Genomic DNA, 23,114 nt, shown 5'->3' on the forward strand with positions numbered 1-23,114 from the left:
CCGGTGCGGGCGCGGGTCAGGGGCGGGCGGCGGGGACCGGCGGCATGGGCCAGCGCGGGCGGTCGGCGTCGCGCAGCGCGGCCGACCGCAGGGCGGCGAGCCGGCGCTCCACCTCGGCGAAGTGGTCGGGGGCGAGCGGGCCCCGGGCCAGCGCGCCGGCGTTCTCCTCGACCTGGGCGACCGTACGAGCGCCGGGAATCGGCACGGCGCGGCCGCTGCGCGCCCAGATCCAGCCGAGCGCGCCCTGGGTCAGGGTCCGGCCGTCGGCAGTCAGCGCGTCGCGGACGGCGGCGACCCGGCGCAGCCACTCCGGGGCGGGCCGGCCGCTGCGGAACCACTCCAGCCAGTTCGGCGGGGTGCCGCGCAGGTCGTCGCGGGGCAGCGTGGACTCCGGGTGGTACTTGCCGGTGAGCAGCCCCATCCCGAGCGGCCCCCGGGCCAGGCTGGCCAGCTCGTGCTTCTCGCAGAGGGCCAGCATGGCAGGGGCGTCCCGGAGCACCGACAGGCCGTGCTGCACGGCGGCCGCGCCCCGGGCGACCTGGGCGAAGGCCGCCGCCCGGTCGGCCCGGTCGGTGCTCCAGCCGTACGCCCGGACCAGGCCGTCGGCGACCAGGTCCTCCAGGGTGCCGACCAGCGCCTCGGCCCGGGGCACCGGCAGGTCGCCGAGGTGCAACTGGTAGAGGTCGATCCGGTCGGTGTCCAGCCGGCGCAGCGAGTCGACGACCGCCCGCCGCAGGTATTCCGGCGAGGCGTCCTCCCCGGTGGCCTGCCGGGTCCGCTCGTCGAAGGTGTAGCCCCACTTCGTGGCGATCACCGCCTCGTCGCGCCGGCCGGCGAGGGCCCGGCCGAGGATCCGCTCGCCGTGCCCGGCCCCGTACGTGTCGGCGGTGTCGAAGAGCGTCACCCCGAGGTCGAGGGCGCGGCGGACCGCCCGGACCGACTCCTCGTCGTCGACCGCGCCCCAACCCAGCGGGCGGGCACCCTCGGCCCACGGGCCGCCGATCGCCCAGCAGCCCATGCCGAGGGCGCTGACCGCGATGCCGCTGCGGCCCAACGGCCGCGTGCTGACTGCCATCGCCGCATCCTGCCACCTTCCCCGGACCCGCGGGCGGCTTCCTCACCCCGGGTGCCGGGCCGACCGCCGGACGGTCAGCGGGCGCGCCCGGCGGCGGTTGGACGGTCAGCGGCCGCCCGGCCGCCGGCGGCCGGTCAGCGGGCGTACGCGAGCAGCACCGGGTCGATCTGCCCAGCCCAGGCGCCGGTCAGCCGGGCCGGCGTCGGGGCGTCGACCGGAGCCGGCCGGCGGACCAGGGCCAGCTCCACGCCGCCGGCCCGGATCAGCGCCGGGTCGCCGTCGACCACCTCGTCGACCGCGTCGAGGGTGGCGGCCGTGCCGGTCCGGGCGCCGGCCAGGGTCATGCTCGGCGGGCGCACCTCGCGGCGGCCGTCGACCTCGAAGTACTCCTCCGCCTGCCCGGCGTCGGCCAGAACGGCGGCGGCCAGGGCCGGCGGGTAGACCGGGTCGCCGCAGGCGTCGTACACCCAGCGCGGGCCCAGCACGGAGTGCTCGGTGGTGCCGACCAGCCAGCGGTCGGCGCCGGCCAGCGGCGCGGCCCGGTAGGTCAGCGGCACCTGGAGGATCGGCCCGTCCCCGGCCCGGACCAGGATGGTCTCGATGCCGACCTCGCCGGCCGGGTCGTCGAATCGGTAGGCCGCCACGCGGGTGACCTCCGCGCCCGCGGTGCCGGCGAACCAGGGCCGGCCGGGCAGCCAGGAGGCGAGCAGGTCGAGCTTCGAGGGGCGCAGTTCCGCGCGATGCAGCAGGGCCATGCGCAAGATCGTACTTCCGGCTGCGGGCCGCCGGGACCCTCGCCGACACGGCCCGGCCGCCACCGGGAACGGAACCGGTCGGCTGCGCCGAGGCACGCCCGCGGCCGTCAGGCCGGCCAGGCCTTGGCGAACAGGTCCCGGGTGTCGGCGAGCAGTTGCGGCAGCACCTTGGTGCGGCCGATCACCGGCATGAAGTTCGCGTCGCCGCCCCAGCGCGGCACCACGTGCTGGTGCAGGTGCGCGGCGATGCCCGCACCGGCCACGCCGCCCTGGTTCATCCCCAGGTTGAAGCCGTGCGCGTTGGAGACGTGCCGGACCACCCGCATGGCGTCCTTGGTGAACGCGGCCAGCTCGGCGGTCTCCGGCACGTCCAGCTCGGTGTAGTCCGCCACGTGCCGGTACGGGCAGACCAGCAGGTGCCCCGGGTTGTAGGGGTAGAGGTTGAGCACCGCGTAGACGTGCTCGCCCCGGGCCACCACCAGACTCTCGTCCGGCGGCAGGCCGGGGGCGAGGCAGAACGGGCAGCCGGTCGGCTTCTCGTAGCCACCTTCGGGCCGGTCCTCGCCCGAGATGTAGGTCATCCGGTGCGGCGTCCAGAGCCGTTCCAGCCCGTCCGCCAGACCGTTGTCGCCGCCGCTGCCGGCGCCGCCGTCGAAGTGCCGTTCCGCCCCAGTCACACGCCGATCCTACGGTCAGCGCACCGGAGCCCACCCGTGCGCACCGGCCGCGCGGGGGACGGGTGGCTCAGGTGTTGGGCGTCCCCTCCGCCGACGGCCCGGCGTTGGTCCGGGACTCGACCACGTCCCGCACGTGGGCCACCGCCTCCTCGATCGGCACGCCGTTGCGCTGCGACCCGTCCCGGTAGCGGAAGGAGACCGTGCCGGCGGCCACGTCGTCGTCGCCGGCGATCACCATGAACGGGATCTTCTGCTGCTGGGCGTTGCGGATCTTCTTCTGCATCCGGTCGTCGCCCGCGTCGACCTCGGCCCGGATCCCCTGCCTGCGAAGCGTGGTGACGAAGTCCTGGAGGTAGTCGGTGTGGTCCTCGCGGATCGGGATGCCGACCACCTGCACCGGGGCGAGCCAGGCCGGGAACGCGCCCGCGTAATGCTCGGTGAGCACGCCGATGAACCGCTCGATCGACCCGAACTTGGCGCAGTGGATCATGACCGGCTGCTGCCGCGTGCCGTCGGCCGCCTGGTACTCCAGCCCGAAGCCCTTCGGCTGGTTGAAGTCGTACTGGATGGTCGACAGCTGCCAGGTGCGGCCGATGGCGTCCTTGGCCTGCACCGAGATCTTCGGACCGTAGAAGGCCGCGCCGCCCGGGTCCGGCACCAGGTCGAGCCCGGTCTCCAGCGCGCACTGCTCCAGCACGGAGGTGGCCGTGGCCCAGTCCGAGTCCGAGCCGACGAACTTGTCGAGCCGGGCTTCGTCGCGGGTGGACAGCTCCAGGTAGAAGTCGTCGATGCCGAAGTCCTTCAGCAGGCTCAGCACGAAGTTGAGCAGGTGCTTGATCTCGGCCGGCGCCTGCTCCCGGGTGCAGTACGAGTGCGAGTCGTCCTGGGTCAGGCCGCGCACCCGGGTCAGCCCGTGCACCACGCCCGACTTCTCGTACCGGTAGACCGACCCGAACTCGAACAGCCGCATCGGCAGTTCACGGTAGGACCGCCCGCGCGACCGGTAGATCAGGTTGTGCATCGGGCAGTTCATGGCCTTGAGGTAGTAGTCCGCGCCCTCGAGTTCCATGGGCGGGTACATGCCGTCGGCGTAGTACGGCAGGTGGCCCGAGGTGTGGAACAGCCCTTCCTTCGAGATGTGCGGGGTCCCGACGTACTGGAAGCCCTCCTCGATGTGGCGGGTCCGGACGTAGTCCTCCATCACCCGCTTGAGCACGCCGCCCTTGGGGTGGAAGACCGCCAGGCCGGAGCCGATCTCGTCGGGGAAGCTGAACAGGTCCAGGTCCGCGCCGAGCTTGCGGTGGTCGCGCCGGGCGGCCTCCTCCAGCAGCCTCAGGTACGCCTTCAGCCCGTCCCGGGTCGGCCACGCGGTGCCGTAGACCCGCTGGAGCTGCGGGTTCTTCTCCGAGCCCCGCCAGTAGGCGGCGGCCGAGCGCATCAGCTTGAACGCGCCGATCAGCCGGGTGTTCGGCAGGTGCGGGCCCCGGCACAGGTCGGACCAGCAGACCTTGTCCTCGTTGGCGGCGAGGTTGTCGTAGATGGTCAGCTCGCCGCCGCCCACCTCCATCACCTCGGAGGAGTCCAGCCCCTCCCCCTTGACCTCGATCAGCTCCATCTTGAACGGCTCGGCGGCCAGCTCGCCCCGCGCCTCGTCCAGGCTGCTGAAGCGGCGCCGGCGGAACCGCTGGCCGGACTTGACGATCTCCTGCATCCGCTTCTCGAGCTTCGCCAGGTCGTCCGGCTGGAACGGCTTGGCCACCTGGAAGTCGTAGTAGAAGCCGTTCTCGATCGGCGGGCCGATGCCGAGCTTGGCCTCCGGGAAGACGTCCTGCACGGCCTGGGCCAGCACGTGCGCGGTGGAGTGGCGCAGCACGTTCAGCCCGTCCGGGCTGTCGAGGGCGACCGGCTCGACCGCGGTCTCCTCGGACGGCTTCCAGTCCAGGTCGCGCAGTACGCCCTGCGGGTCGCGGACCACCACGATCGCCTTGGGGCCGGTCATCGGCAGGCCGGCCGCGGCCACCGCGTCGGCCGCCGTCGTCCCGGCGGCGACGACGACGGGGTCGGCCACGACGGGGGTACGGGGTGCGGACACGGTGACTCCTGTCTTCGAGCGGGTTCTGATGTGCCGGGTACCGGCCCCTGCGATGCTATCGGTCGCCCGGACCCGCGCCGTCGGCGACGCCGCGCTCCCCCGTCCGACCAGTTCCGTCCCGCGTTGAACCTTTCCGCCCGCGCGCCCGAACTACCGGGTGGGGCCGGAGCCGGTTGCCGGCCGCGTCGACACGGATGGGGACGACCATGACGATGATCCGTCGGGGCCGGTGGTGGGCGACGGCGCTGCTGGCCGCCGCGCTCGGCGGCCCGCTGGGCTGGCCGGGCGCCGCGAGCGCCGCCGAGGTGACCCTCACGACCTCACCCGCCCAGGTGCACCAGGGCGACGCCATCGAACTGGCCGTGGTGCTGCCCGAGGAGCGGGCCGGCAGCCGGACCAGCCGGATCGAGCTGCGGATGCCCGCGGACGCCCCGATCGGCGAGGTCTATCCGCTGTCCGTGCCGGACTGGGCTCCGACCATCACCACCCGCACCCTCGACCGGCCGGTCGCCGGCATCCACGCCTCCGAGCTGAACCAGGTGACCGACGCGGTGACCTGGATCCGGATGCCCGGCAGCACCGGGCCGGCCCGGCTCTCGCTCGGCATGGGCCCGATGCCGGCCACCGACCGGCTCACCTTCTCGGTGATCCAGACGTACGCCGACGGCACGGTGGTCCGCTGGACCGACCCGCCCGGCGGGGCGCACCCCGCCCCGACGGTCACCCTGCTGCCCGCGCCGGCGGGGGCCGCCGCGCACGCCGGCCACGGCGAGCCGCTCGCCGAACCGGCCGCCCCGCCTCCGGCACCGACCGAGGACGGGCCGAGCGCCGATCTGCTGCTGGGCGGCGGCCTGCTCGCCGGGCTGGCCGGCGGCGCGGCCCTCGGCTGGCTGCTCAGCCGCCGCCACCGCGACACCCTGACCCTCCGACCCGACACCACCGCCACCACCACCACCGACGACCGCCCCGTCGTCCCGGCCTGACCCACCGTCCCCGCGGCGATCTTGCACTTCGCGCCCCGGCAGAACCGCCCGAATCGGACATCGACGGGGCCGCAAGTGCAAGATCGCCGCAGCAGGTCAGGACGGGGGCAGCGAGTGCAGGATCGCCGCAGCCGGTCAGGCGGGGGCCGTGAGCCAGGCCGGGAGGGGTTCGCGGGCGGCGAGCCAGCCGTCCGGGACGCCGCCCGGGGTGCCGACCCCGGTGTGGGCGGCCACCACGCCACCGACGATCGCCGCCGTGGTGTCCACGTCCCCGCCCGCCTCGACGCAGGCGCGGATCGCGGCCGGGTAGTCGTGCAGATGGGTGGCGGCCACCCAGAGGGTGAACGGGACGGTGTCCTGGGCGGTAACCCGGGAGCCGTTGCCCAGCGCCTCGGCCGCCTCGCCGGCCGGGTGGCCGAGCAGCGCGGCGGCCCGGCGTACGCCCCGGTGCACCTCGCCGGCCGGGTCCAGGGCGCCGGCCACCACGGTGAGCAGGCGGGCCGGCTCGGGCCGGTCCCCGTCGAGCCGGGCCCGGGCGGCCAGCGAGGCGGCCACCGCCACCGCGACCGCCCCGGCGATCCCCTCCGGGTGGGCGTGGGTCACCTCGGCCGAGGCGCGGGCCTGGTCGGCGGCGCGCCGGGTGGAGTCGGCGTACCAGGCGCCGAGCGGGGCCACCCGCATGGCCGCGCCGTTGCCGCACGAGCCCTGCCCGTCGAACGCGGACGCGGCCGCCACCGGCCACGGGGTGCCGGTCCGGATGAGACGCAGGATGGTGACCGCCCCCGGCCCGTAGCCCCGGTAGGGCTCGCACCGCTGCGCGAAGGCGAGCGCCAGGGCGTCCCGGTCGATGCGCCCGGCCTCGCTCAGCGCGGCCACCACCGAGCAGGCCATCTCGGTGTCGTCGGTCCACTGCCAGGGCGGCGCGGGCAGCCGTCCGGCGGCGAGGTCGGCCGGGTGTCGACCGGGCACGAAGAACTGGGAGCCGAGGGCGTCGCCGACCGAGAGGCCGGCCAGCGCGTCGCGGGCGAGCGTGAGGCGGGTGTCGGGGAAGAGAGTGAACGTCATCGTCGTCCCAGCTTGCCCCGTTCGCAGGAGTGCCGCAACGCGATCAACTTGCCACGCCGGGTACGGTGCTGACGTGGCAACCGTCCTCCTGGTCGAAGACGATCACGTCGTACGCGGCGCGATGCTGCGGTCCCTGACCGACCGGGGGCACGCGGTGCACGCCGTCGGGACGGCGCTGGACGCGCTGCGCCGGGTCGCCGCCGAGACCCCCGACCTGGTGGTGCTCGACCTCGGCCTGCCCGATCTGGACGGCTCCGACGCGCTGCGGATGCTGCGCGGCATCACCGACGTGCCGATCATCATCGCCACCGCCCGGGACGACGAGCAGTCGGTGGTCCGGCTGCTCCGCGCGGGCGCCGACGACTACATGGTCAAGCCGTTCACCGGCGCCCACCTGGATGCCCGGATCACCACCGTGCTGCGGCGGGCCGGCCGGGCCAGCCGTACCGTCCAGCCGGCCGTGCACTCGGTGGGCGGCCTGCGGGTGGACGTGGGCGAGCGCAGCGCGGTGCTGGACGGCGAGCCGCTGGCCCTGACCCGCAAGGAATTCGACCTGCTGGCGTATCTCGCCGCACGTCCCGGCCGGGTAGTGTCCCGGCGGGAACTCTTGGAGGAGGTATGGCGGCAGCCCTCGGTCGGCGAGGACCAGACCATCGACGTTCACCTCTACTGGCTGCGCCGCAAAATGGGCGAGTCCGCGGCGAAGCCGCGCTACCTGCGCACCGTGCGGGGGGTCGGCTTCCGGCTGGTGGCGCCGGACTGAGGCCCGCGCTGGCCTGGCTCACGGCCGGTATGTGCAGCCTCGTCGCGCTCGCCTTCCTCATCCCGCTCGGCATCACCCTGTCCGACCAGGCACGCGAGGAGAAGCTGGCCGACGCGGCCCGGCGCAGCGCGCTGGTCACCGGGGCGCTCGCGGTCAGCACCGACCCGGAGATCGTCCGGCGGGCCGTGGCGGCCAGCGGTGACGACCCGGCGTTGCGGCCGGTCGTACACGGGATCGGGACCGACGAGGGCGCGGGCCGCGCCGACGCGGCGGCGCTGGAGCGGGCCGGCGCCGAGCGGCGCTCGGTGGTCACCGACGTGCCCGGCGGCGTGCTCCGGCTGGACCCGGTGGTGCTCGGCGACCGGGTCGCCGTGGTGGAGGTCTTCGTCCCCGACGAGGTGCTCGACTCCGGCGCGGGCGGGCGGTGGCTGCTGCTGCTCACGGTGGCGCTGACGCTGGTCGGGGCCGCGGTGATCGTGGTCGACCGGGTGGCCGCCCGGGCCGTCGACGCCACCGGCGAGCTGGTGAAGGCGGCCCTCGCCGTCGGCGACGGCGAGCTGGGCGTCCGGGTCGAGCCGACCGGGCCGCGGGAGCTGACCGAGGCCGGGCACGCGTTCAACCGGATGGCGGAGCGGCTGGTCGCACTCCGCGCCGACGAGCGGGAACTCGTCGCCGACCTGTCGCACCGGCTGCGTACGCCGCTGACCGCGCTGCGGCTGGACGCCGAGGCGCTGGAGTCCGACGACACCAGCATCGGCACGTTCAGCGAGGCGGAGCTGGACCGCCGCCGGGGGATACGGCGGATCCGGCAGGCCATCGTCACGCTGGAGGGCGAGGTCGACCAGCTGATCAAGACCACCCGCAAGGCGGTCAGCCAGGAGACCGGCCCGGCGACCTGCGACGTCAGCGAGGTGGTCCGGGACCGGATGGTCTTCTGGTCGGCGCTCGCCGGCGACCAGAACCGCCCGCACCGGGTGGTCGGGGCGCAGCTGCGGATTCCGGCCCCGGTGCCCCGGGCCGAGCTGGCCGCCGCGCTGGACGCGGTCATCGGCAACGTCTTCCGCTACACCCCGCAGGGCACCGCGTTCGAGGTGGCGGTGAGCCGGCGGGACGGCTGGGTGGCGATCCGGATCGACGACGCCGGCCCGGGCATCCCCGACCCGGACCGGGCGCTGCGCCGGGGCGCCAGCGACCAGGGCTCCACCGGGCTGGGGCTGGACATCGCCAAGCGCGCCGCCCTGCAGGCCAACGGATCGGTGAGCATCGACAGGGCCCGGCTCGGCGGGGCCAGTGTGGTGATGCTGCTGGCCGACCCGGAGGCGACGCCCCGGCAGGTGAACCGGTTCGGCCTGGTCGGCCGGATGGCGCGGGACGCCCGGGAGCCGCGGGCCGGCCGGCGCTGGCTGCGCCCGCGCTGAACCGGTGACTGTGGGGCGGCGCAAGTCTTCCTTAGGAGTGGGTTAACGACGGCCCCTACGGCGCAACGGGCTGCCAGGATCAATCCGAACCCATCAGTTCCGTCGGCCGGGACGCCCCGTAACAACTCCGGTCGGCGGAGCCGTGCGCGCGGCGGGAGTTCGGTCCCCCCACACCTCGCTCCCGCCGCGCGCCACTTCCCCCCGTCGAGCCGCACCCCGGGCGTGAGGTGACCGTGATGACGCCGACCGTGCGCCGACTGCTCCGCTGGGCCGCCGTGATCGGTCTCGGCGTCGCCCTCACCCTCGCCGCCTGGCAGGACCCGGTGCTCGCGGACGGCCCGGGCCGGTCCACGAACGTCGTACCCGTGGTCGCCGTCGCGGTGGCCGCGGTGGTCGGGTTCGGGCTGGCCCTGGCCGGGCGACGCCGGCCGCTGCGGGTGTCCCGTCGGCCGGTGCCGTCCCGTCCGATCAGCGCGTCGCGGCCGCCAGGTACGCGTCGATCTCGCCGCTGATCCGGGCCTTCTCGGCCGGCTCCAGGAAGGCGGCGCTCACCGCGTCGCGGGCGAGCGCGGCCACGCCGGCCGGGTCGAGCCGGAGCAGCCGGGCCGCCACGGCGTACTCGTCGTTGAGCGTGGTGCCGAACATCGGCGGGTCGTCGGAGTTGACGGTGACCAGCACGCCGGCCTCGACGAGCTGCGGCAGCGGGTGCTCCTCGATGGTCGCCACCGCCCGGGTCCGGACGTTGGAGGTCGGGCAGACCTCCAGCGGGATCCGCCGCTCGGCCAGGTGGGTCAGGAGCGCGGGGTCGAGGGCCGCGGAGATGCCGTGCCCGATCCGCTCGGCGCCCAGCTCGCGCAGCGCGTCCCAGACGGTCTCCGGGCCGGTGGTCTCGCCGGCGTGCGGCACCGAGCGCAGCCCGGCCGCGCGGGCCTGGTCGAAGTACGGCTTGAACTGCGGCCGCGGCACCCCGATCTCGGGGCCGCCCAGGCCGAAGCTGATCAGCCCGTCCGGCCGCTCGTCCAGGGCGATCCGCAGGGTCTGCTCGGCGGCCGGCAGGCCGGCCTCGCCGGGGATGTCGAAGCACCAGCGCAGCGCGATGCCGAAGTCGGCCTCGGCCCGCTTGCGGGCGTCCTCGATCGCCTCGCAGAACGCCGGCGCCGGGATCCCCCGGTGCACGTGGGAGTACGGGGTGACGGTCAGCTCGGCGTACCGGACCTGCTGGCGGGCCAGTTCCCGGGCCACCTCGTGGGTGAGCAGCCAGACGTCGTCGGCGTCCCGGATCAGGTCCACCACGCTCAGGTAGACGTCGATGAAGTGGGCGAAGTCGCGGAACGCGAAGTAGTCGGCGAGCGCCTCCGGGTCGGCCGGGACGGGGCTGCGCCCCTCGTGCCGGGCAGCCAGCTCGGCCACGATGCGGGGCGAGGCGGAGCCGACGTGGTGCACGTGCAGCTCCACCTTGGGCAGTCCGGCGATGAAGGTGGGCAGGTCGGTCACGAGTTCTCCTCTGCGCGGGCGCCGGTGCGGGCCACCACGAAGATCCGGCGGAACGGGAAGTACACCTGACCCTGCCGCACCGGGTACGCCTCGGCGAGACGCACCCCCAGCTCGGCGCGGAAGTCGGCCCAGCCGCCGGCGTCGAGCGCGGCGCGGACCGGCCGCAGCGCCGTCCCCTCCATCCAGGCCAGCACCGGATGGTCGGTGCCGGCGGCCGGGAGCAGGTGCACGTAGGTAGTCTCCCAGGCGTCGACGGCACAACCGGCACCGACCAGCAGCGCGGCGTAGTCGACCGGGTCGTCGACGGGCGCCTCGCGCAGCAGTGGGGCGAGGGTTTCCCGCCACCGGTCCCGGCCGGCGACCTCGCGCAGCGCCCGGTGCGACGAGGCGGCGAAGTTCCCCGGCACCTGGAACGCCAGCCACGCGCCGGCCGGCAGCGCGGCGGCCCAGCGCGTGAGCAGCTCCCGGTGGCCGGGCACCCACTGGAGGACCGCGTTGCAGACGACCACGTCGACGTCGGGCTCCGGATGCCAGGAGCGCACGTCCCCGACCGAGAAGGAGACCGGCTCGGCCAGGACGCCGGCCCCGGCCAGACTGCCGACCCGTGTCAGGGCGCGGGCCCGCGCGATCATCTCGGCGGAGGAGTCCAGGCCGGCGATCCGGCTGTCCGGCCAGCGGCCGGCGAGGGTCGTGGTCAGGGTGCCCGGGCCGCAGCCGAGGTCGACGACCGCGCGGGGCCGCTCCGCCGGGACCCGGGCGAGCAGGTCGTGGAAGGGCCGGGAGCGCTCGTCGCCGTAGCGCAGGTAGGTGCTCGGGTCCCACATGACAGCCTCCAAACCGTACGTACGTCTTGTTGGACGGTACGGCCCGACGGGCGTCCCGGCAAGCGGCTCACTAGGCTCGACCGGGTGGAACAGCGCAGCTTCGACCGGCTCGGCCGGCACGTCGGCATCATCGGACTCGGCGCCTGGCAGCTCGGCGCGGACTGGGGCGAGGTCAGCGAGGGCGCCGCCCTCGACGTACTGAGCGCCGCGGTCGACTCCGGGGTGACCTTCCTCGACACCGCCGACGTGTACGGCGACGGCCGCAGCGAGCAGCTCATCGGCCGGTTCCTGCGCGAGCATCCCGGGCACGGGCTGACCGTGGCCACCAAGATGGGCCGGCGGGTGCCGCAGACGCCGGAGGCGTACACGCTGGACAACTTCCGGGCCTGGACCGACCGGTCCCGGGCCAACCTCGGCGTGGACACCCTCGACCTGGTGCAGCTGCACTGCCCGCCCACCGCGGTCTTCGCCGACGACCGGGTCTTCGACGCCCTGGACACCCTGGTCGCCGAGGAGCGCATCGCCGCATACGGGGTCAGCGTGGAGACCTGCGACCAGGCGCTGACCGCGATCGCCCGCCCGGGCGTGGCCAGCGTGCAGATCATCCTCAACGCGGTGCGGCACAAGCCCCTGGAGCGGGTGCTGCCCGAGGCCGCGAAGGCCGGGGTGGGCATCATCGCCCGGGTGCCCCTCGCGAGCGGCCTGCTCTCCGGCCGGTACGACGAGCACACCACCTTCCCGGCGGACGACCACCGGACCTTCAACCGACACGGCGAGTCCTTCGACGTCGGCGAGACGTTCTCCGGCGTCGACTACGACCTCGGCCTGTCCGCCGTGCGCCGGCTCGCGCCGCTGGTCGGCGAGGGCCGGACGATGGCCCAGTTCGCGCTCCGCTGGATCCTCGACCAGCCCGGCGTCACCGTGGTCATCCCCGGCGCCCGCAACGCCGAGCAGGCCCGGCGCAACGCCGCCGCGGCCGGCCTGCCGCCGCTGACCGAAGAGGAGGTGGCCGCCGTCCGCGCCACCTACGACGAGCTGATCCGGCCGCAGGTGCACGACCGGTGGTGACCCCGGGCCGGCGTCCCGTCGGCGCGCCGTCGCCGGCCGGCGGCGCCCGCGGGCATGCTGGAGCCGGGCGCACGTCGTCGGAGGGGGAACGATGAAGGGCTGGTTCCGGCTCACCGTGGGGCTGCTCGCCGTCGTGCTCGGTGCCCTGTGGACGGTGTCGGGGCTGGGCTATGTCGAGGGCAGCGTGCTGACCGACCAGCGGATCTGGGCGGTCGTCGGCCCGGTGCTGGTCCTCATCGGACTCGTCGCGCTCTGGTTCGGCATGCGGGCCCGGCGCCGGCGCGGCTGAGGGGAAAAGGTGTCCACAATGCGGAAAGCCCCGCCTCCCGGGAAGGGACGCGGGGCTCACGCACCGGCCGGCGCGGCCGGTGCTCCGTCAACTCAGATGGGGCGGACCTGCTCGGCCTGCGGACCCTTCTGACCCTGGGCGATCTCGAACTCCACCCGCTGGTTCTCCTCCAGCGTGCGGTAGCCGCTGGACTGGATGGCCGAGAAGTGGACGAACACGTCAGCACCCCCGCCGTCGACGGTGATGAAGCCGAAGCCCTTGTCAGCGTTGAACCACTTCACGGTTCCCTGCGCCATGTGTATCTCCTTCTAAAACTGGCGGCCGAGCACGCCGTGCGGCCGATTGGCCGTTTTCGAGCAGCGGTGCCTGAGGCGGCCCCCGGTGAAGGAGACTTCTCTCAACCCACGCGTCTCTCAACAGCGTGAGACAGCAAACCACGTACGCAAAAACTTCGCACAGCCTACCGGACGAAATTCTCCGACATGTGACCTGACGGTTGCGGTAGATCCACTGGCTGGGCCGTACGGGCCATGCGAAAGGCCCCTGTCCATCAAGGTGGAAAGGGGCCTTTCGTGCGTATGACTCAGTCGGGCCAGTGGCCGGTGAGCCGGCGTACGCCGACCGCCCCGCCCCGGTCCACGGCGGCCCGGACGACCGCGAAGATCGCCCCCTGCAACGCCGCGGCGGCCAGGATCTCGCCCCAGCGGCGGTCCTCGTCGGTGGCGCTGGGCGCCTCGCCGTCGCCCGCCGTCATCTTCCAGACCTGCCGGAAGATGACCCCGGCGACCGTACCGGCGGCCAGACCCATCAGCACGCCGGCCGGCTTGTAGGCCGCCCGTCCGATGCCCCTTCTCACCTGCGCCTCCCCCGGAGGATCAGCAGCACCACCGCGGTGGCCATGGCACCGGCCGCCACGGCCGCCCACGGCACCGGGTTGCGCCCGACCGCCCCACCCTTCTCGTACGCCTGCGCCCGGACCCGCCGGGCCTTCTCCGCCGCCTGCCCGCGCACCCGGGCCACGGTCAGCGCCGCCTGCTGGCGGAGCCGCGCCTTCGCCTGGTCGGCGGAGTGCCGGACCAGGGTCTTGACGTCGGCCCGGGCGGCGAGCAGCTCCATCGTCTCACCCAGCTCCACCCGGGTCCGGCGGATCTCCTCCCGGAGCGCCGCCACGTCCCCGGTTCCGTTGCCGGTCATCCCCGCCTCCCGTCCTTCACCGCGGCGGTGACGGTGTCGACGTCCGCCCGGACGCTGCGGACCGTCGCCTCCGGCACCGGCGGGACGGCACGGCTGACCTGCTTCTTGCCGACGAGCGCCAGGATCCCGGCGAGCAGGAAGAGCCCCACCGCCACGATCAGCGCCGCCAGCCAGGCCGGCATGACCAGGTCCAGCAGCAGGATCACCGTGGCGACCAGCGCGCCGGCGCCGTAGAGGGCCATCACCCCGCCGCCGCCGAACAGACCGATCCCGATCCCGGCGTGCTTGCCCTTCTGGGTCAGTTCCGCCCGGGCCAGCGCCAGTTCGTCCCGCACCAGGCGGGTGACCTGCTCGGTGGCCCGCTGCACCAGTTCCGCGGTGGACGGCTCCTGCCCGGTCCGGGACGTGCTGCGACTCGCGACGTCAGCCATGCTGTCCTCCTTTCATCATCACCGCGCTGTATGCCCGGAGTCGCCGCCCGTCAATCCTGCGCGGAGCGGCCGGTCGGCCCGGCCGCGCACCATCTCCTGGCCCGGCCGCCGGACGGCGGCCGGAACCGGGGCGTGCGCAGCAGGTCCCCCATAACGGGCCGATCAAACGCAGCCGGCCCGACATGCCGCGAATCCACTGGCATCCGGCGGGTGCAACGGGCCGGCCAGGCCCGAGGTCACGTAGCGGCGACGCGCCGAGCCCCCGGCACCGCAGGGGCGGCCGGGGGCTCCGATACGGGGTACGGGTCAGCGACGGGCCTCGGCGTGTTCCTCCCGGCCCACGAACACCTCGCTGCGGGCCTCGCCGTCGTCGCTGCCGCCGAAGACGCGGGCGTCGTCGGGCACCTCGGTGTCGGGTCGCCGGCGGGCCGTCCGGCGCGGCTGCGGCGCCTGCCAGGGCAGCGGGCCGGCCGTGTCGCCCACCTCGGCGCGCAGCCGGGGCAGGGCGGTCGGGCGCTGGTCGCGGACCCAGGCGACCAGGTGCTCGCGGACCAGGCAGCGCAGGTCCCACAGGCTGCCAGCGTCGGCGGCGCTGACCAGGGCGCGGACCTTGACCAGGCCGCCGGTGGCATCGGTCACCTGGAGCACGCAGACCCGGCCGTCCCACAGCTCGGTGCTCTCGCAGAGCCGGCGCAGCTCCTCGCGCATGGCCTGCACCGGGATGGCCCAGTCCAGGTCGAACTCGGCGGTGCCGAGCACGGCCGCCTCGGTCCGGGTCCAGTTCTGGAACGGGGTGCTGGTGAAGTAGGAGGTAGGCAGGATCAGCCGACGGTCGTCCCAGATCTGCACGACCACGTAGCTGAGGGTCAGCTCCTCGACCCGGCCCCACTCCCCCTCGACCACCACCACGTCGTCCAGGCGTACCGCGTCGCTGAAGGCGAGCTGGAGGCCGGCGAAGACGTTGCCCAGCAGGCTCTGCGCGGCCAGCGCGGCGACCACACCGACCACACCGGCGCTGGTCAGCACGCCGGCGCCGATGCCGCGGACGGCCGGGAAGGTCATCAGCATCACGCCGAGGGCGAGCACCACGATCACCGCGATGGTCAGCCGGCGCAGCAGCACCACCTGCGTACGCACCCGCCGGGCGTGCCGGTTGTTCGGCACGTCCACCCGGAACCGGGCCAGCGCGGTGTCCTCCGCCACCACCAGCAGCGAGGCGACCAGCCAGGCGGTGGCGGCGATCAGGGCGAGCACCAGGGCGTGCAGGACGAGCTTCCGCCAGGGGCTGCCGATCGCGTACCCGGTGGTGAACCGGACCGCGAGCTGCACGGCCAGCACGGTCGCGGCCACCTGGAACGAGCGGTGCGAGTGGTCGGTCAGCTCCGTCATCAGCAGCGAGCGGCGGCCGAGCCGGCGGGTGACCCGGTGCACCACCTCGACCAGCAACAGCGCGACCGCCGCCGCGGCGAGCGCGGCGACGGCCGTCACGAGGTAGGTCTGCACGTTTCTTTCTCTCCCTCCGCCCGGGCGGAATCGGGCAAAGGCCCAATGGTGCCCGGACTACCGCGTATCGACCAGGATCACACCCGGCGATAGCGCGACTGGAGGAAGCAGTAGACGCCGAAGGCGGCGATGCCGAGCGCCATCAGCGTCAGCAGCACCTGCCCGTACGACTGGTCCCGGAGGGTGCGCAGGGCGGCGTCCAGGCCGCGGGCCTTCTCCGGGTCGTACTTCACGGCGGCCACCACGATCAGCAGGCCGGCGATGGCGAAAACGGCGCCCCGGGCGGCGTACCCGGCCATGCCGAGGCGGCGGGTCAGGGTGTGCGTCTTCGGGCTCATCTCACCGGTCTTGAGGTTGCGCTCGAACTTCTTCTTCAGCCCGTAGATGACCATGCCGATGCCGACCGCGGCGAGCACCAGCCCGGCCAGCCCGACCAGCCACCGGCCGCCCTCGGAGGCCATCAGCTTCTCGGAGAGCTGCTGCTGCCGGTCGGCGGCGTTGCTGCTGGCGTCCTGGACGACCTTGATCGCGGTCCAGCCCAGCCAGACGAAGACGATCACGCGGACGACGGAGGCGATCCGCTCGAAGAGCTTCTCCCGGCCGCGCAGGAAGCGGTGGCCGATGACCGCCTCGAACGCCTGCCAGATCGCCATGGCGAAGAGCCCGATGGCCATGGCGACCAGGAGGAACTTGCCCATCGGCTGGGCACCGAGGGTGCGCAGAGCGCCGTTCTGGTTGCCCTCCTCCCCGGACCTGCCGAAGGCGATCTGCAAGGCCAGCCAGGCGAAGAGGAGGTGCACGATCCCGTAGCCGATGAAGCCGGCCCGGGTCAACAGTTCGAGCCACCTGCTGTTCGCGGCCTGGGCGGCGGTGGCTCCGGCGTTCCGGGTGAGAGACATGGCGCCTCAATCTCCCGGTGTCAAGATTTCCAAACGTCGGCCGCCGCCGCCCGGCGCGGTGGATCAGCTGTTCGGGTCGCGCGCCACCCGGATGACGACCTGCTGGTCGGTGACGCTGTCCAGGGTCACCGAGAAGCCGCCGGCCTGGGCGGCCTGCTGACCGACGGTGAGCGAGAGCTGCTCCCCGGCCACCTCCACGGTGACCTGGTCACCCTCGGCCCCGACCAGCTTCGCCTCGACCCCGAGGATGGTGGCGCTGGCGTCGACGCCGCGGTCGAAGGTGACCGTGCAGGCGTCCAGGCCGCAGTCGGTGGAGGCGTTCTCCGAGCTGCAGCCGGCCAGCAGCGCGACGCCGAGGGCGAGGCCGGCGAGCAGGCCGGCGGCTCGGCGGGTGGGGGTCAGCGAGGGGGAAACGCGTCGGTTCGTCACCCGGCCAAGGGTACGAGACGACGGCCACCCCGCCACCCACCGGTGATCGTCCCGGGACGGGTTAGGGTCCCGGCATGCCCTTCGACATCGCCCGCACCCGGGCCGCCTACCCCGCCCTGACCGAGGGCTTCGCCCACTTCGACGGCGCCGGCGGCACCCAGACCGCCCGGCCGGTGATCGAGGCGGTCACCGCCGCGATGACCGCCGCCACCGGAAACCGGAGCACCGCGTTCGTCCCGGGCCGGCGGTCGCTGGACCTGGTCGCCGCGGCCCGCGCCGCGGTGGCCGATCTGCTCGGCGCGGAACCGGGCGGCGTGGTCCTGGGCCCGAGCGCCACGGCGCTGACGTACACCCTGGCCCGGACGCTCGGCGCGGCCTGGCGGCCCGGCGACGAGGTGGTGGTCTCCCGGCTTGACCACGACGCCAACGTCCGGCCGTGGGTGCAGGCGGCCGAGGCCGCCGGGGCGACGGTGCGCTGGGCCGAGTTCGACCCGGCGACCGGCGAACTGCCCGCCGGCCAGTACGCCGACCTGGTCACCGAGCGCACCCGGCTGGTCGCGGTGACCGCCGGCAGCAACGCGATCGGCACCGCGCCGGACGTGGCGGCGATCGCCAAGACGGCGCACGCGGCCGGCGCGCTGGTCTGCGTGGACGGGGTGCACGCGGTGCCGCACGGCCCCACCGACCTGGCCTCGCTCGGCGCGGACTTCCTGGTCACCAGCGCCTACAAGTGGTCCGGGCCGCACCTGGCGGCGATGGCCGCCGACCCGGCCCGCTGGGCGGCGCTGCGCCCGGCGAAGCTGCTGCCCTCCTCCGACGCGGTCCCGGACCGGTTCGAGTACGGCACCCCCAGCTTCCCGCTGCTGGCCGGGGTGGTCGCGGCCGTGGACCACCTGGCCACCCTCGACCCGGCCGCGACCGGCAGCCGCCGGGACCGGGTCCGGGCCGGGCTGGCCGCCGCCCAGGCGCACGAGGAGACCGTGTTCGAGCGGCTGCTCGCCGGGCTGGCCGCCCGCCCCTTCGTCACCGTCTTCGGCTCGCCGGCCCGGCGCTGCCCCACGGTGTCGTTCCGGGTGGCCGGCTCGACGCCGGCGGAGACCGCGGCGGCGCTCGGCGCGGCCGGCGTCTGCCTCTCCTCCGGCGACTACTACGCCTACGAGTACTTCCGGACGATGGGCCTGCGGGACAGCGGCGGCGCGGTCCGGGCCAGCGTCTACCACTACAACACCGGCGAGGAGGTGGACCGCTTGCTGGCCGAACTGGACCGGCTGGCCGCCGCCGGGGAGAGAATGGCCCGGTGAGCTTCCTGGTCGAGGAGAACCCCGCGAAGCACCGCTTCGAGATCCTGGTCGACGACGCGCTCGCCGGGTTCACCGAGTACGTGCCCCGCGGGGAGGTGCTGGTCTTCACGCACACCGAGGTGGACGACCGCTACCGGAACATGGGGGTGGGCTCGGCGCTGATCAAGGGCACCCTGGACCAGATCCGCGAGCGGGGCGACCGGATCGCGACGCAGTGCCAGTTCATGGCAGCGTTCATCCAGCGCCACCCCGACTACGCCGACCTGGTGGTCCCCGAGCCCTGACCGGGCCGGCGTCGACCCGGACCGGGCCGGGTCAGCGGGCGCCCGCGAGCAGTTCGGCCGCGGCGACGGCGGCGGCCCGGGTCGCGCCATGGGTGGCCACGTGCACCGCGCCGGTGACCAGCTCGGGCACGCCCAGCTCGACCACCACCGCGTCCGGGCGGGCGGCCAGGGCGCGGGACACCGCGTCCCGCATCCAGTCGTGCCGGTGCAGGTCCCGCACCACCAGCACCAGCGGGCGGCCGGCCGTGCCGGCGGACGGGTCGGCGGGGACCTCCTCGCGGGCGTATCGGGCGGTCGTGGTGCCGGGCGCCAGGTCGGTCAGGGGCGCGGCGATCCCCCACGGGGTCTCGTCACCGATGGCCAGGTTGTGCGGCGGGGCGAACTCCACCACGTGCGCCGGGCCGGCCAGCGGCAGCAGCCCGCCCGTGGTGGCGACCACCCGCAGGGCCCGGCGCGCGGCGGCCAGCCCGATCGCCGAGCCGGCGTCGCCGGGCCGGGCGGCGGACCGGCCGGCCCGAGCGGCGACCGTCCAGGCGGCCAGCAGCCCGACCCGCTTGGCCGCCTCGGCCAGCCGCTCCTCCGGCAGCTCACCGGCGAGCACGGCGGCCACGATGGCGTCCCGCAGCTCGCGGGCGTCGGCCTCGGTGGCCCGCTCCCCGCCCACGCAGATCGCGTCCGCCCCGGCGGCGATCGCGCGGACCGCCGCACCGGCGAAGCCGTACCGGTCGGCGACCGCCCGCATCTCCACGGCGTCGGTCACCACCACGCCGCCGAACCCCAGCTCCTCGCGGAGCAGGCGGCCAAGGATGCGCGGGCTGAGGGTGGCCGGCAGCTCCGGGTCCAGCGCCGGCACCAGCAGGTGCCCGGTCATCACCGCCTGCGCCCCGGCCGTCACCGCGGCCCGGAACGGGGCCAGCTCGACCGCGTCCAGCCGGGCCCGGTCCCCGCCGATGCGGGGCAGGTCGTGGTGGGAGTCGACCCGGGTGTCGCCGTGCCCGGGGAAGTGCTTGGCGCAGGCCGCCACCCCGCCGGCCTGCAGGCCGCGGACCCAGGCGGCGGTGTGCCGGGCGACCAGGGCCGGGTCGGCGCCGAACGAGCGGACCCCGATCACCGGGTTCTCCGGGTTCGAGTTGACATCGGCGTCCGGGGCGTAGTTCAGCGTGACGCCCACCGCGGCCAGCTCGGCGCCCAGGTCGCGGGCCACCTCCTCGGTCAGGGCCGGATCGTCGACCGCGCCGAGGGCGAAGTTGCCGGGCCGGGAGCTGCCCCGGGCGGACTCGATCCGGGTGACGTCCCCGGCCTCCTCGTCGATGGCCACGATCACGTCGGGCCGCTCGGCGCGCAGGTTCGCGGTCAGCGCGGCGACCTGCTCGTGGTCGACGACGTTGCGGGCGAAGAGGACCACGGACCCGAGCCCCTCGCCGAGCCAGCGGCAGACCCACGGCGGCGGTGTGGTGCCGACGAACCCGGGTTGCAGGACGGCGGCGGCCAGGGCCGCCAGGTCTCCGGTCGCTCCCACGATCCGCTCGCTCATGCGCTGTCGTACCCCCGTCTTCCCCACGGCCCGCCGCCCCGGCGGTGCTGCCATGGTCACACCGTGTCCCGAAATAGTCAACAATCCTTACTGTTAGCGGCTGGCACCGCCGCGCGGCCCGTGGGAGAGTGCGACCATGCATCCCGCGCTGCTCGCCGACGCCACCAGCGCCGCGGACATCCCCGGCGTACGCCTGCTCGGCCTGGTGGTCGGCGGCCTGTTCCTGCTGATCGCCATCCGCGCGATGTTCCGCCGCTAGCCGCCGCGTTCGGATCCCGTCTCCCGGGGGTAGGGCTGTCGTTGTCCGTGCGTGCGCCCGGCACCCGGACGCGGCGAGGGGGAACGATGAAGATCGGCTACTTCCTGTCCAGCGAGGAGTTCACCCCGGCGGAGCTGCTGGAGCAGGCGCGCGGCGCCGAGCGGGCCGGCTTCGAGGCACTGTGGATCTCCGACCACTACCACCCCTGGGTCGACGCGCAGGGTCAGAGCCCCTTCGTCTGGTCGACCATCGGGGCCCTCAGCCAGGTCTGCCGGTTGCCGGTGACCACCGCGGTCACCTGCCCGACCGTCCGCATCCATCCCGCGGTGATCGCCCAAGCCGCGGCGACCAGCGCGGTGCTGCACTCCGGGCGGTTCGTGCTCGGGGTGGGCAGCGGCGAGGCGCTGAACGAGCACATCTTCGGCGACCCGTGGCCGCAGACCGACGTCCGGCTGGAGATGCTGGAGGAGGCGGTCGAGGTGATCCGGGCGCTGTGGGCCGGCGACTTCGTCAACCACCACGGCCGGCACTACACGGTCGAGCACGCCCGGATCTACACCCGGCCGGACACTCCCCCGCCGATCTACGTCTCCGGCTTCGGCCCGAAGTCGATCGAGTTGGCCGGCCGGATCGGCGACGGCTACATCAGCACCATGCCCGACGCCGACATGGTCCGCCGGTTTCGCGACTCCGGCGGCGCCAGGCCCTGCCAGGCCGGGTTCAAGGCCGCCTACGCCGACAGCGAGGATGAGGGCGCGCGGATCGCGTACGAGCGGTGGCCCAACGCCGGCGTGCCGGGCGAGCTGTCCCAGGTGCTCCCCTCACCGCGCCACTTCGAGCAGGCCGCGCAGCTGGTCAAGCCGGAGATGATGAAGGAGTCGTTCGTCTGCGGCCGGGACGCCGACGCCCACCTGGAGATGATCGACAAGTACGCCAAGGCCGGCTTCGACGAGATCTACGTGGCCAACGTCGGCCCGCACTGGCAGGGCCTGTTCGACCTCTACCAGCGTGAGGTGCTGCCCCGGCTGCGCTGAGCCGGCGCGGTCCGGTTTCGGCGGTGATCGCCAGGGGTACCTGCGGCCACTGATGAGACTGACCACGCACTCCACGACCCTGCGCCGCGCGGCGAAGAGCCTCTTCGGCTGGACCGCCCTCCGGCCCAACCAGCTGGCCGCCATGCGCGCGGTCATGAAGCGCCGCGACGCCCTGGTGGTGCTCCCCACCGGCGCGGGCAAGTCGGCGATCTACCAGATCCCGGCCAGCCTGATCCCGGGCCCCACGGTGGTCATCTCCCCGCTGCTCGCCCTCCAGCAGGACCAGATCGCCGCGCTCAACGAGCGGCAACGCCCCGAGCTGCGGGCGGTCCGGATCAGCTCGGACGAGACGGCGGCCCAGCAGGCCGAGGCGATCGAGGAGATCCGGTCGGGCCACGCCGAGTTCCTGTTCATCACCCCGGAGGCGCTGAGCAACCCGGACCGGCTGGCCGAGGTCCGCGCGCTCAAGCCGGCGCTGGTCGCGATCGACGAGGCGCACTGCATCTCCGCCTGGGGGCACGACTTCCGCCCGGACTACCTGGCGCTCGGCCACCTGATCGAGGGGATCGGCCGGCCGCCGGTGGTGGCGCTGACCGCCACCGCCTCCCCGCCGGTCCGCGACGACATCGTCGCCCGGCTGCGGCTGCGCGACCCCGAGGTGGTGGTGTCCGGGCTGGACCGCCCCAACCTCTTCCTCGAGGTGGCGCACTGCCCCACCGACGACTACCGGTGGCGGCGGCTGATCGCGCTGCTCCGGGACGACAAGCGGCCGGGCATCATCTACGTGCCGACCCGGCGGGCGGCCGAGGAACTGGCCGAGCGGCTCACCGACGCCGGCTACCCGGCGAAGCACTACCACGGCGGGATGCCGGCCGGCGCACGCAACGAGCTGCACGAGGCGTTCCTCGCCGACGAGGTGCCGATCATGGTGGCCACCTCGGCGTTCGGCATGGGCATCGACAAGCCGAACATCGCCTGGGTGGTGCACATGGCGCTGCCCGACTCGCCGGACAGCTACTTCCAGGAGATCGGCCGGGCCGGCCGGGACGGCGCGCCCGCCCGGGTGCTGCTGCTCTGGCGCGCCGAGGACGTGGGTCTCCAGCGCTACTTCAGCGGCGGCCTGCCCGACGAGAAGGAGCTGGCGGAACTCGCCGCCCTGCTGCGCAAGCAGGCCCGGACCAAGAAGGAGCTGCGGGAGCTGACCGGCCTCGGGCCGCGCAAGCTCGGCCAGTACCTGTCCCTGCTGGAGCAGGTGGGCGCCGCCGAGCCCCGCGCCCGGCAGCGGATCGCCGCCCCCCGGTACGCCCCGCCCGCCGGCGAGTCCGGCCGAGCCGCGCTGGCCGAGGCGGAGCGGCAGCAGACGGTGACCCGGTCGCGCACCGACATGATGCGCGCCTTCGCGGAGACCACCGGCTGCCGGGGGCAGGCGCTGCTGGCGTACTTCGGCGAGCAGATGAGCGAGGTCTGCGGGCACTGCGACAACTGCCACGCCGGCACCAGCGTCGCCGGGGACGGCGCGGTCGGGCCGTTCCCGGTGCACAGCCAGATCCGGCACCCTGAGTGGGGCGCCGGCCTGTTGCTCAGCTACGAGGAGGACCGGATGACCGTGCTCTTCGACGAGGTGGGCTACAAGACGCTGTCCGTCCGCGTGGTGTCCGAACAGGGCCTGCTGGAGCTGGACTAGCCTGACCCGGGCGCCGTGGCAGCGGCGCCCGTCGACAACGACGACCACCGCGAAAGGGG

26 protein-coding genes are annotated in these 23,114 nt (G+C 74.4%); 11 read left to right on the forward strand and 15 right to left on the reverse strand.

Features of this window, described 5'->3' with window-relative positions; all coding sequences use genetic code 11:
- Positions 1-16: 16 nt before the first annotated feature.
- The 4 genes from AB0F68_RS04505 to thrS form a co-directional block, all read right to left on the reverse strand.
- Entirely contained in the window at positions 17-1,075 is a 1,059-nt protein-coding gene (locus tag AB0F68_RS04505) for an aldo/keto reductase (RefSeq protein WP_357332970.1), read from the reverse strand.
- Positions 1,076-1,209: 134 nt separating this feature from the next.
- A complete protein-coding gene (locus AB0F68_RS04510; protein WP_357332971.1) occupies positions 1,210-1,830 on the reverse strand; it encodes a hypothetical protein in 621 nt (206 codons plus the stop codon).
- Between the two features lie 107 nt (positions 1,831-1,937).
- Positions 1,938-2,450, reverse strand: coding sequence for an HIT domain-containing protein (locus AB0F68_RS04515; protein WP_357333325.1), 513 nt, complete (start codon positions 2,448-2,450; stop codon positions 1,938-1,940).
- A gap of 124 nt (positions 2,451-2,574) precedes the next feature.
- Positions 2,575-4,599 (reverse strand): threonine--tRNA ligase, encoded by a 2,025-nt coding sequence (thrS, locus tag AB0F68_RS04520; protein WP_357332972.1) that lies wholly within the window; start codon positions 4,597-4,599, stop codon positions 2,575-2,577.
- 206 nt (positions 4,600-4,805) lie between these two features.
- On the opposite strand from thrS, the gene AB0F68_RS04525 reads away from it, so the two are divergent.
- Positions 4,806-5,582 carry a DUF1775 domain-containing protein gene (locus AB0F68_RS04525; RefSeq protein ID WP_357332973.1) on the forward strand — a complete coding sequence of 259 codons (777 nt, stop codon included), beginning with the start codon at positions 4,806-4,808 and terminating at the stop codon, positions 5,580-5,582.
- A 135-nt stretch (positions 5,583-5,717) separates the two neighbouring features.
- On the opposite strand, the gene AB0F68_RS04530 is transcribed toward AB0F68_RS04525, so the two are convergent.
- Positions 5,718-6,647, reverse strand: a complete 930-nt coding sequence (locus AB0F68_RS04530) for an ADP-ribosylglycohydrolase family protein (RefSeq protein ID WP_357332974.1) — start codon at positions 6,645-6,647, stop codon at positions 5,718-5,720.
- A 73-nt stretch (positions 6,648-6,720) separates the two neighbouring features.
- Here AB0F68_RS04530 and AB0F68_RS04535 point away from each other — a divergent pair, with 73 nt between their 5' ends.
- The 3 genes from AB0F68_RS04535 to AB0F68_RS04545 all read left to right on the forward strand — a co-directional run bounded on the left by AB0F68_RS04535 (position 6,721) and on the right by AB0F68_RS04545 (position 9,340).
- Positions 6,721-7,410, forward strand: a complete 690-nt coding sequence (locus tag AB0F68_RS04535) for a response regulator transcription factor (protein ID WP_357332975.1) — start codon at positions 6,721-6,723, stop codon at positions 7,408-7,410.
- A gap of 29 nt (positions 7,411-7,439) precedes the next feature.
- Positions 7,440-8,828 (forward strand): HAMP domain-containing sensor histidine kinase, encoded by a 1,389-nt coding sequence (locus tag AB0F68_RS04540; RefSeq protein ID WP_357332976.1) that lies wholly within the window; start codon positions 7,440-7,442, stop codon positions 8,826-8,828.
- 236 nt (positions 8,829-9,064) lie between these two features.
- Complete coding sequence (locus tag AB0F68_RS04545; protein WP_357332977.1) at positions 9,065-9,340, forward strand: hypothetical protein; 276 nt, start codon at positions 9,065-9,067, stop codon at positions 9,338-9,340.
- On the opposite strand, the gene AB0F68_RS04550 is transcribed toward AB0F68_RS04545, so the two are convergent.
- Positions 9,297-10,322, reverse strand: a complete 1,026-nt coding sequence (locus AB0F68_RS04550; RefSeq protein ID WP_357332978.1) for an adenosine deaminase — start codon at positions 10,320-10,322, stop codon at positions 9,297-9,299. The genes AB0F68_RS04545 and AB0F68_RS04550 overlap by 44 nt on opposite strands.
- Positions 10,319-11,146, reverse strand: a complete 828-nt coding sequence (locus AB0F68_RS04555) for a trans-aconitate 2-methyltransferase (RefSeq protein WP_357332979.1) — start codon at positions 11,144-11,146, stop codon at positions 10,319-10,321. The genes AB0F68_RS04550 and AB0F68_RS04555 overlap by 4 nt, the downstream gene beginning before the upstream one ends.
- Positions 11,147-11,230: 84 nt before the next feature.
- Between AB0F68_RS04555 and AB0F68_RS04560 the strand changes: the two genes are divergently transcribed.
- Positions 11,231-12,214: an aldo/keto reductase gene (locus AB0F68_RS04560; RefSeq protein ID WP_357332980.1), complete on the forward strand. Its 984-nt coding sequence runs from the start codon at positions 11,231-11,233 to the stop codon at positions 12,212-12,214.
- 91 nt (positions 12,215-12,305) lie between these two features.
- Entirely contained in the window at positions 12,306-12,503 is a 198-nt protein-coding gene (locus AB0F68_RS04565; protein WP_357332981.1) for a hypothetical protein, read from the forward strand.
- Between the two features lie 92 nt (positions 12,504-12,595).
- On the opposite strand, the gene AB0F68_RS04570 is transcribed toward AB0F68_RS04565, so the two are convergent.
- The 7 genes from AB0F68_RS04570 to AB0F68_RS04600 all read right to left on the reverse strand — a co-directional run bounded on the left by AB0F68_RS04570 (position 12,596) and on the right by AB0F68_RS04600 (position 16,959).
- The gene (locus AB0F68_RS04570) at positions 12,596-12,799 is read right to left on the reverse strand and encodes a cold-shock protein (RefSeq protein ID WP_091424054.1); all 204 of its coding nucleotides are present in this window, start codon (positions 12,797-12,799) and stop codon (positions 12,596-12,598) included.
- Between the two features lie 287 nt (positions 12,800-13,086).
- Positions 13,087-13,359 carry a DUF4235 domain-containing protein gene (locus AB0F68_RS04575; protein WP_357332982.1) on the reverse strand — a complete coding sequence of 91 codons (273 nt, stop codon included), beginning with the start codon at positions 13,357-13,359 and terminating at the stop codon, positions 13,087-13,089.
- A complete protein-coding gene (locus AB0F68_RS04580) occupies positions 13,356-13,697 on the reverse strand; it encodes a DUF3618 domain-containing protein (protein WP_357332983.1) in 342 nt (113 codons plus the stop codon). Before AB0F68_RS04580 ends, AB0F68_RS04575 begins: the two co-directional genes overlap by 4 nt.
- On the reverse strand, positions 13,694-14,128 hold the full coding sequence (locus AB0F68_RS04585; RefSeq protein ID WP_357332984.1) for a phage holin family protein: 435 nt from the start codon (positions 14,126-14,128) through the stop codon (positions 13,694-13,696). Before AB0F68_RS04585 ends, AB0F68_RS04580 begins: the two co-directional genes overlap by 4 nt.
- A 306-nt stretch (positions 14,129-14,434) precedes the next feature.
- A complete protein-coding gene (locus AB0F68_RS04590; RefSeq protein ID WP_357332985.1) occupies positions 14,435-15,631 on the reverse strand; it encodes a mechanosensitive ion channel domain-containing protein in 1,197 nt (398 codons plus the stop codon).
- 77 nt (positions 15,632-15,708) lie between these two features.
- A complete protein-coding gene (locus AB0F68_RS04595) occupies positions 15,709-16,530 on the reverse strand; it encodes a DUF1206 domain-containing protein (RefSeq protein WP_357332986.1) in 822 nt (273 codons plus the stop codon).
- Positions 16,531-16,593: 63 nt separating this feature from the next.
- A complete protein-coding gene (locus tag AB0F68_RS04600; RefSeq protein WP_357332987.1) occupies positions 16,594-16,959 on the reverse strand; it encodes a hypothetical protein in 366 nt (121 codons plus the stop codon).
- A gap of 74 nt (positions 16,960-17,033) precedes the next feature.
- On the opposite strand from AB0F68_RS04600, the gene AB0F68_RS04605 reads away from it, so the two are divergent.
- Together AB0F68_RS04605 and AB0F68_RS04610 are read left to right on the forward strand one after the other, a co-directional pair.
- On the forward strand, positions 17,034-18,260 hold the full coding sequence (locus AB0F68_RS04605) for a cysteine desulfurase-like protein (protein ID WP_357332988.1): 1,227 nt from the start codon (positions 17,034-17,036) through the stop codon (positions 18,258-18,260).
- Positions 18,257-18,544 carry a GNAT family N-acetyltransferase gene (locus tag AB0F68_RS04610; protein ID WP_357332989.1) on the forward strand — a complete coding sequence of 96 codons (288 nt, stop codon included), beginning with the start codon at positions 18,257-18,259 and terminating at the stop codon, positions 18,542-18,544. Before AB0F68_RS04605 ends, AB0F68_RS04610 begins: the two co-directional genes overlap by 4 nt.
- A 31-nt stretch (positions 18,545-18,575) precedes the next feature.
- Here AB0F68_RS04610 and AB0F68_RS04615 read toward each other — a convergent pair whose 3' ends face one another.
- On the reverse strand, positions 18,576-20,078 hold the full coding sequence (locus tag AB0F68_RS04615; protein WP_357332990.1) for a glycoside hydrolase family 3 N-terminal domain-containing protein: 1,503 nt from the start codon (positions 20,076-20,078) through the stop codon (positions 18,576-18,578).
- A gap of 136 nt (positions 20,079-20,214) precedes the next feature.
- Between AB0F68_RS04615 and AB0F68_RS04620 the strand changes: the two genes are divergently transcribed.
- The 3 genes from AB0F68_RS04620 to AB0F68_RS04630 all read left to right on the forward strand — a co-directional run bounded on the left by AB0F68_RS04620 (position 20,215) and on the right by AB0F68_RS04630 (position 23,055).
- Positions 20,215-20,337, forward strand: coding sequence for a hypothetical protein (locus AB0F68_RS04620; protein ID WP_256566104.1), 123 nt, complete (start codon positions 20,215-20,217; stop codon positions 20,335-20,337).
- Positions 20,338-20,423: 86 nt separating this feature from the next.
- Complete coding sequence (locus AB0F68_RS04625) at positions 20,424-21,371, forward strand: TIGR03557 family F420-dependent LLM class oxidoreductase (protein ID WP_357332991.1); 948 nt, start codon at positions 20,424-20,426, stop codon at positions 21,369-21,371.
- A 52-nt stretch (positions 21,372-21,423) separates the two neighbouring features.
- Positions 21,424-23,055: an ATP-dependent DNA helicase RecQ gene (locus tag AB0F68_RS04630; RefSeq protein ID WP_357332992.1), complete on the forward strand. Its 1,632-nt coding sequence runs from the start codon at positions 21,424-21,426 to the stop codon at positions 23,053-23,055.
- The last annotated feature ends 59 nt before the right edge of the window (positions 23,056-23,114 follow it).

It is taken from the genome of Micromonospora sp. NPDC023966 (assembly GCF_040639095.1).
Taxonomy (GTDB): domain Bacteria; phylum Actinomycetota; class Actinomycetes; order Mycobacteriales; family Micromonosporaceae; genus Micromonospora.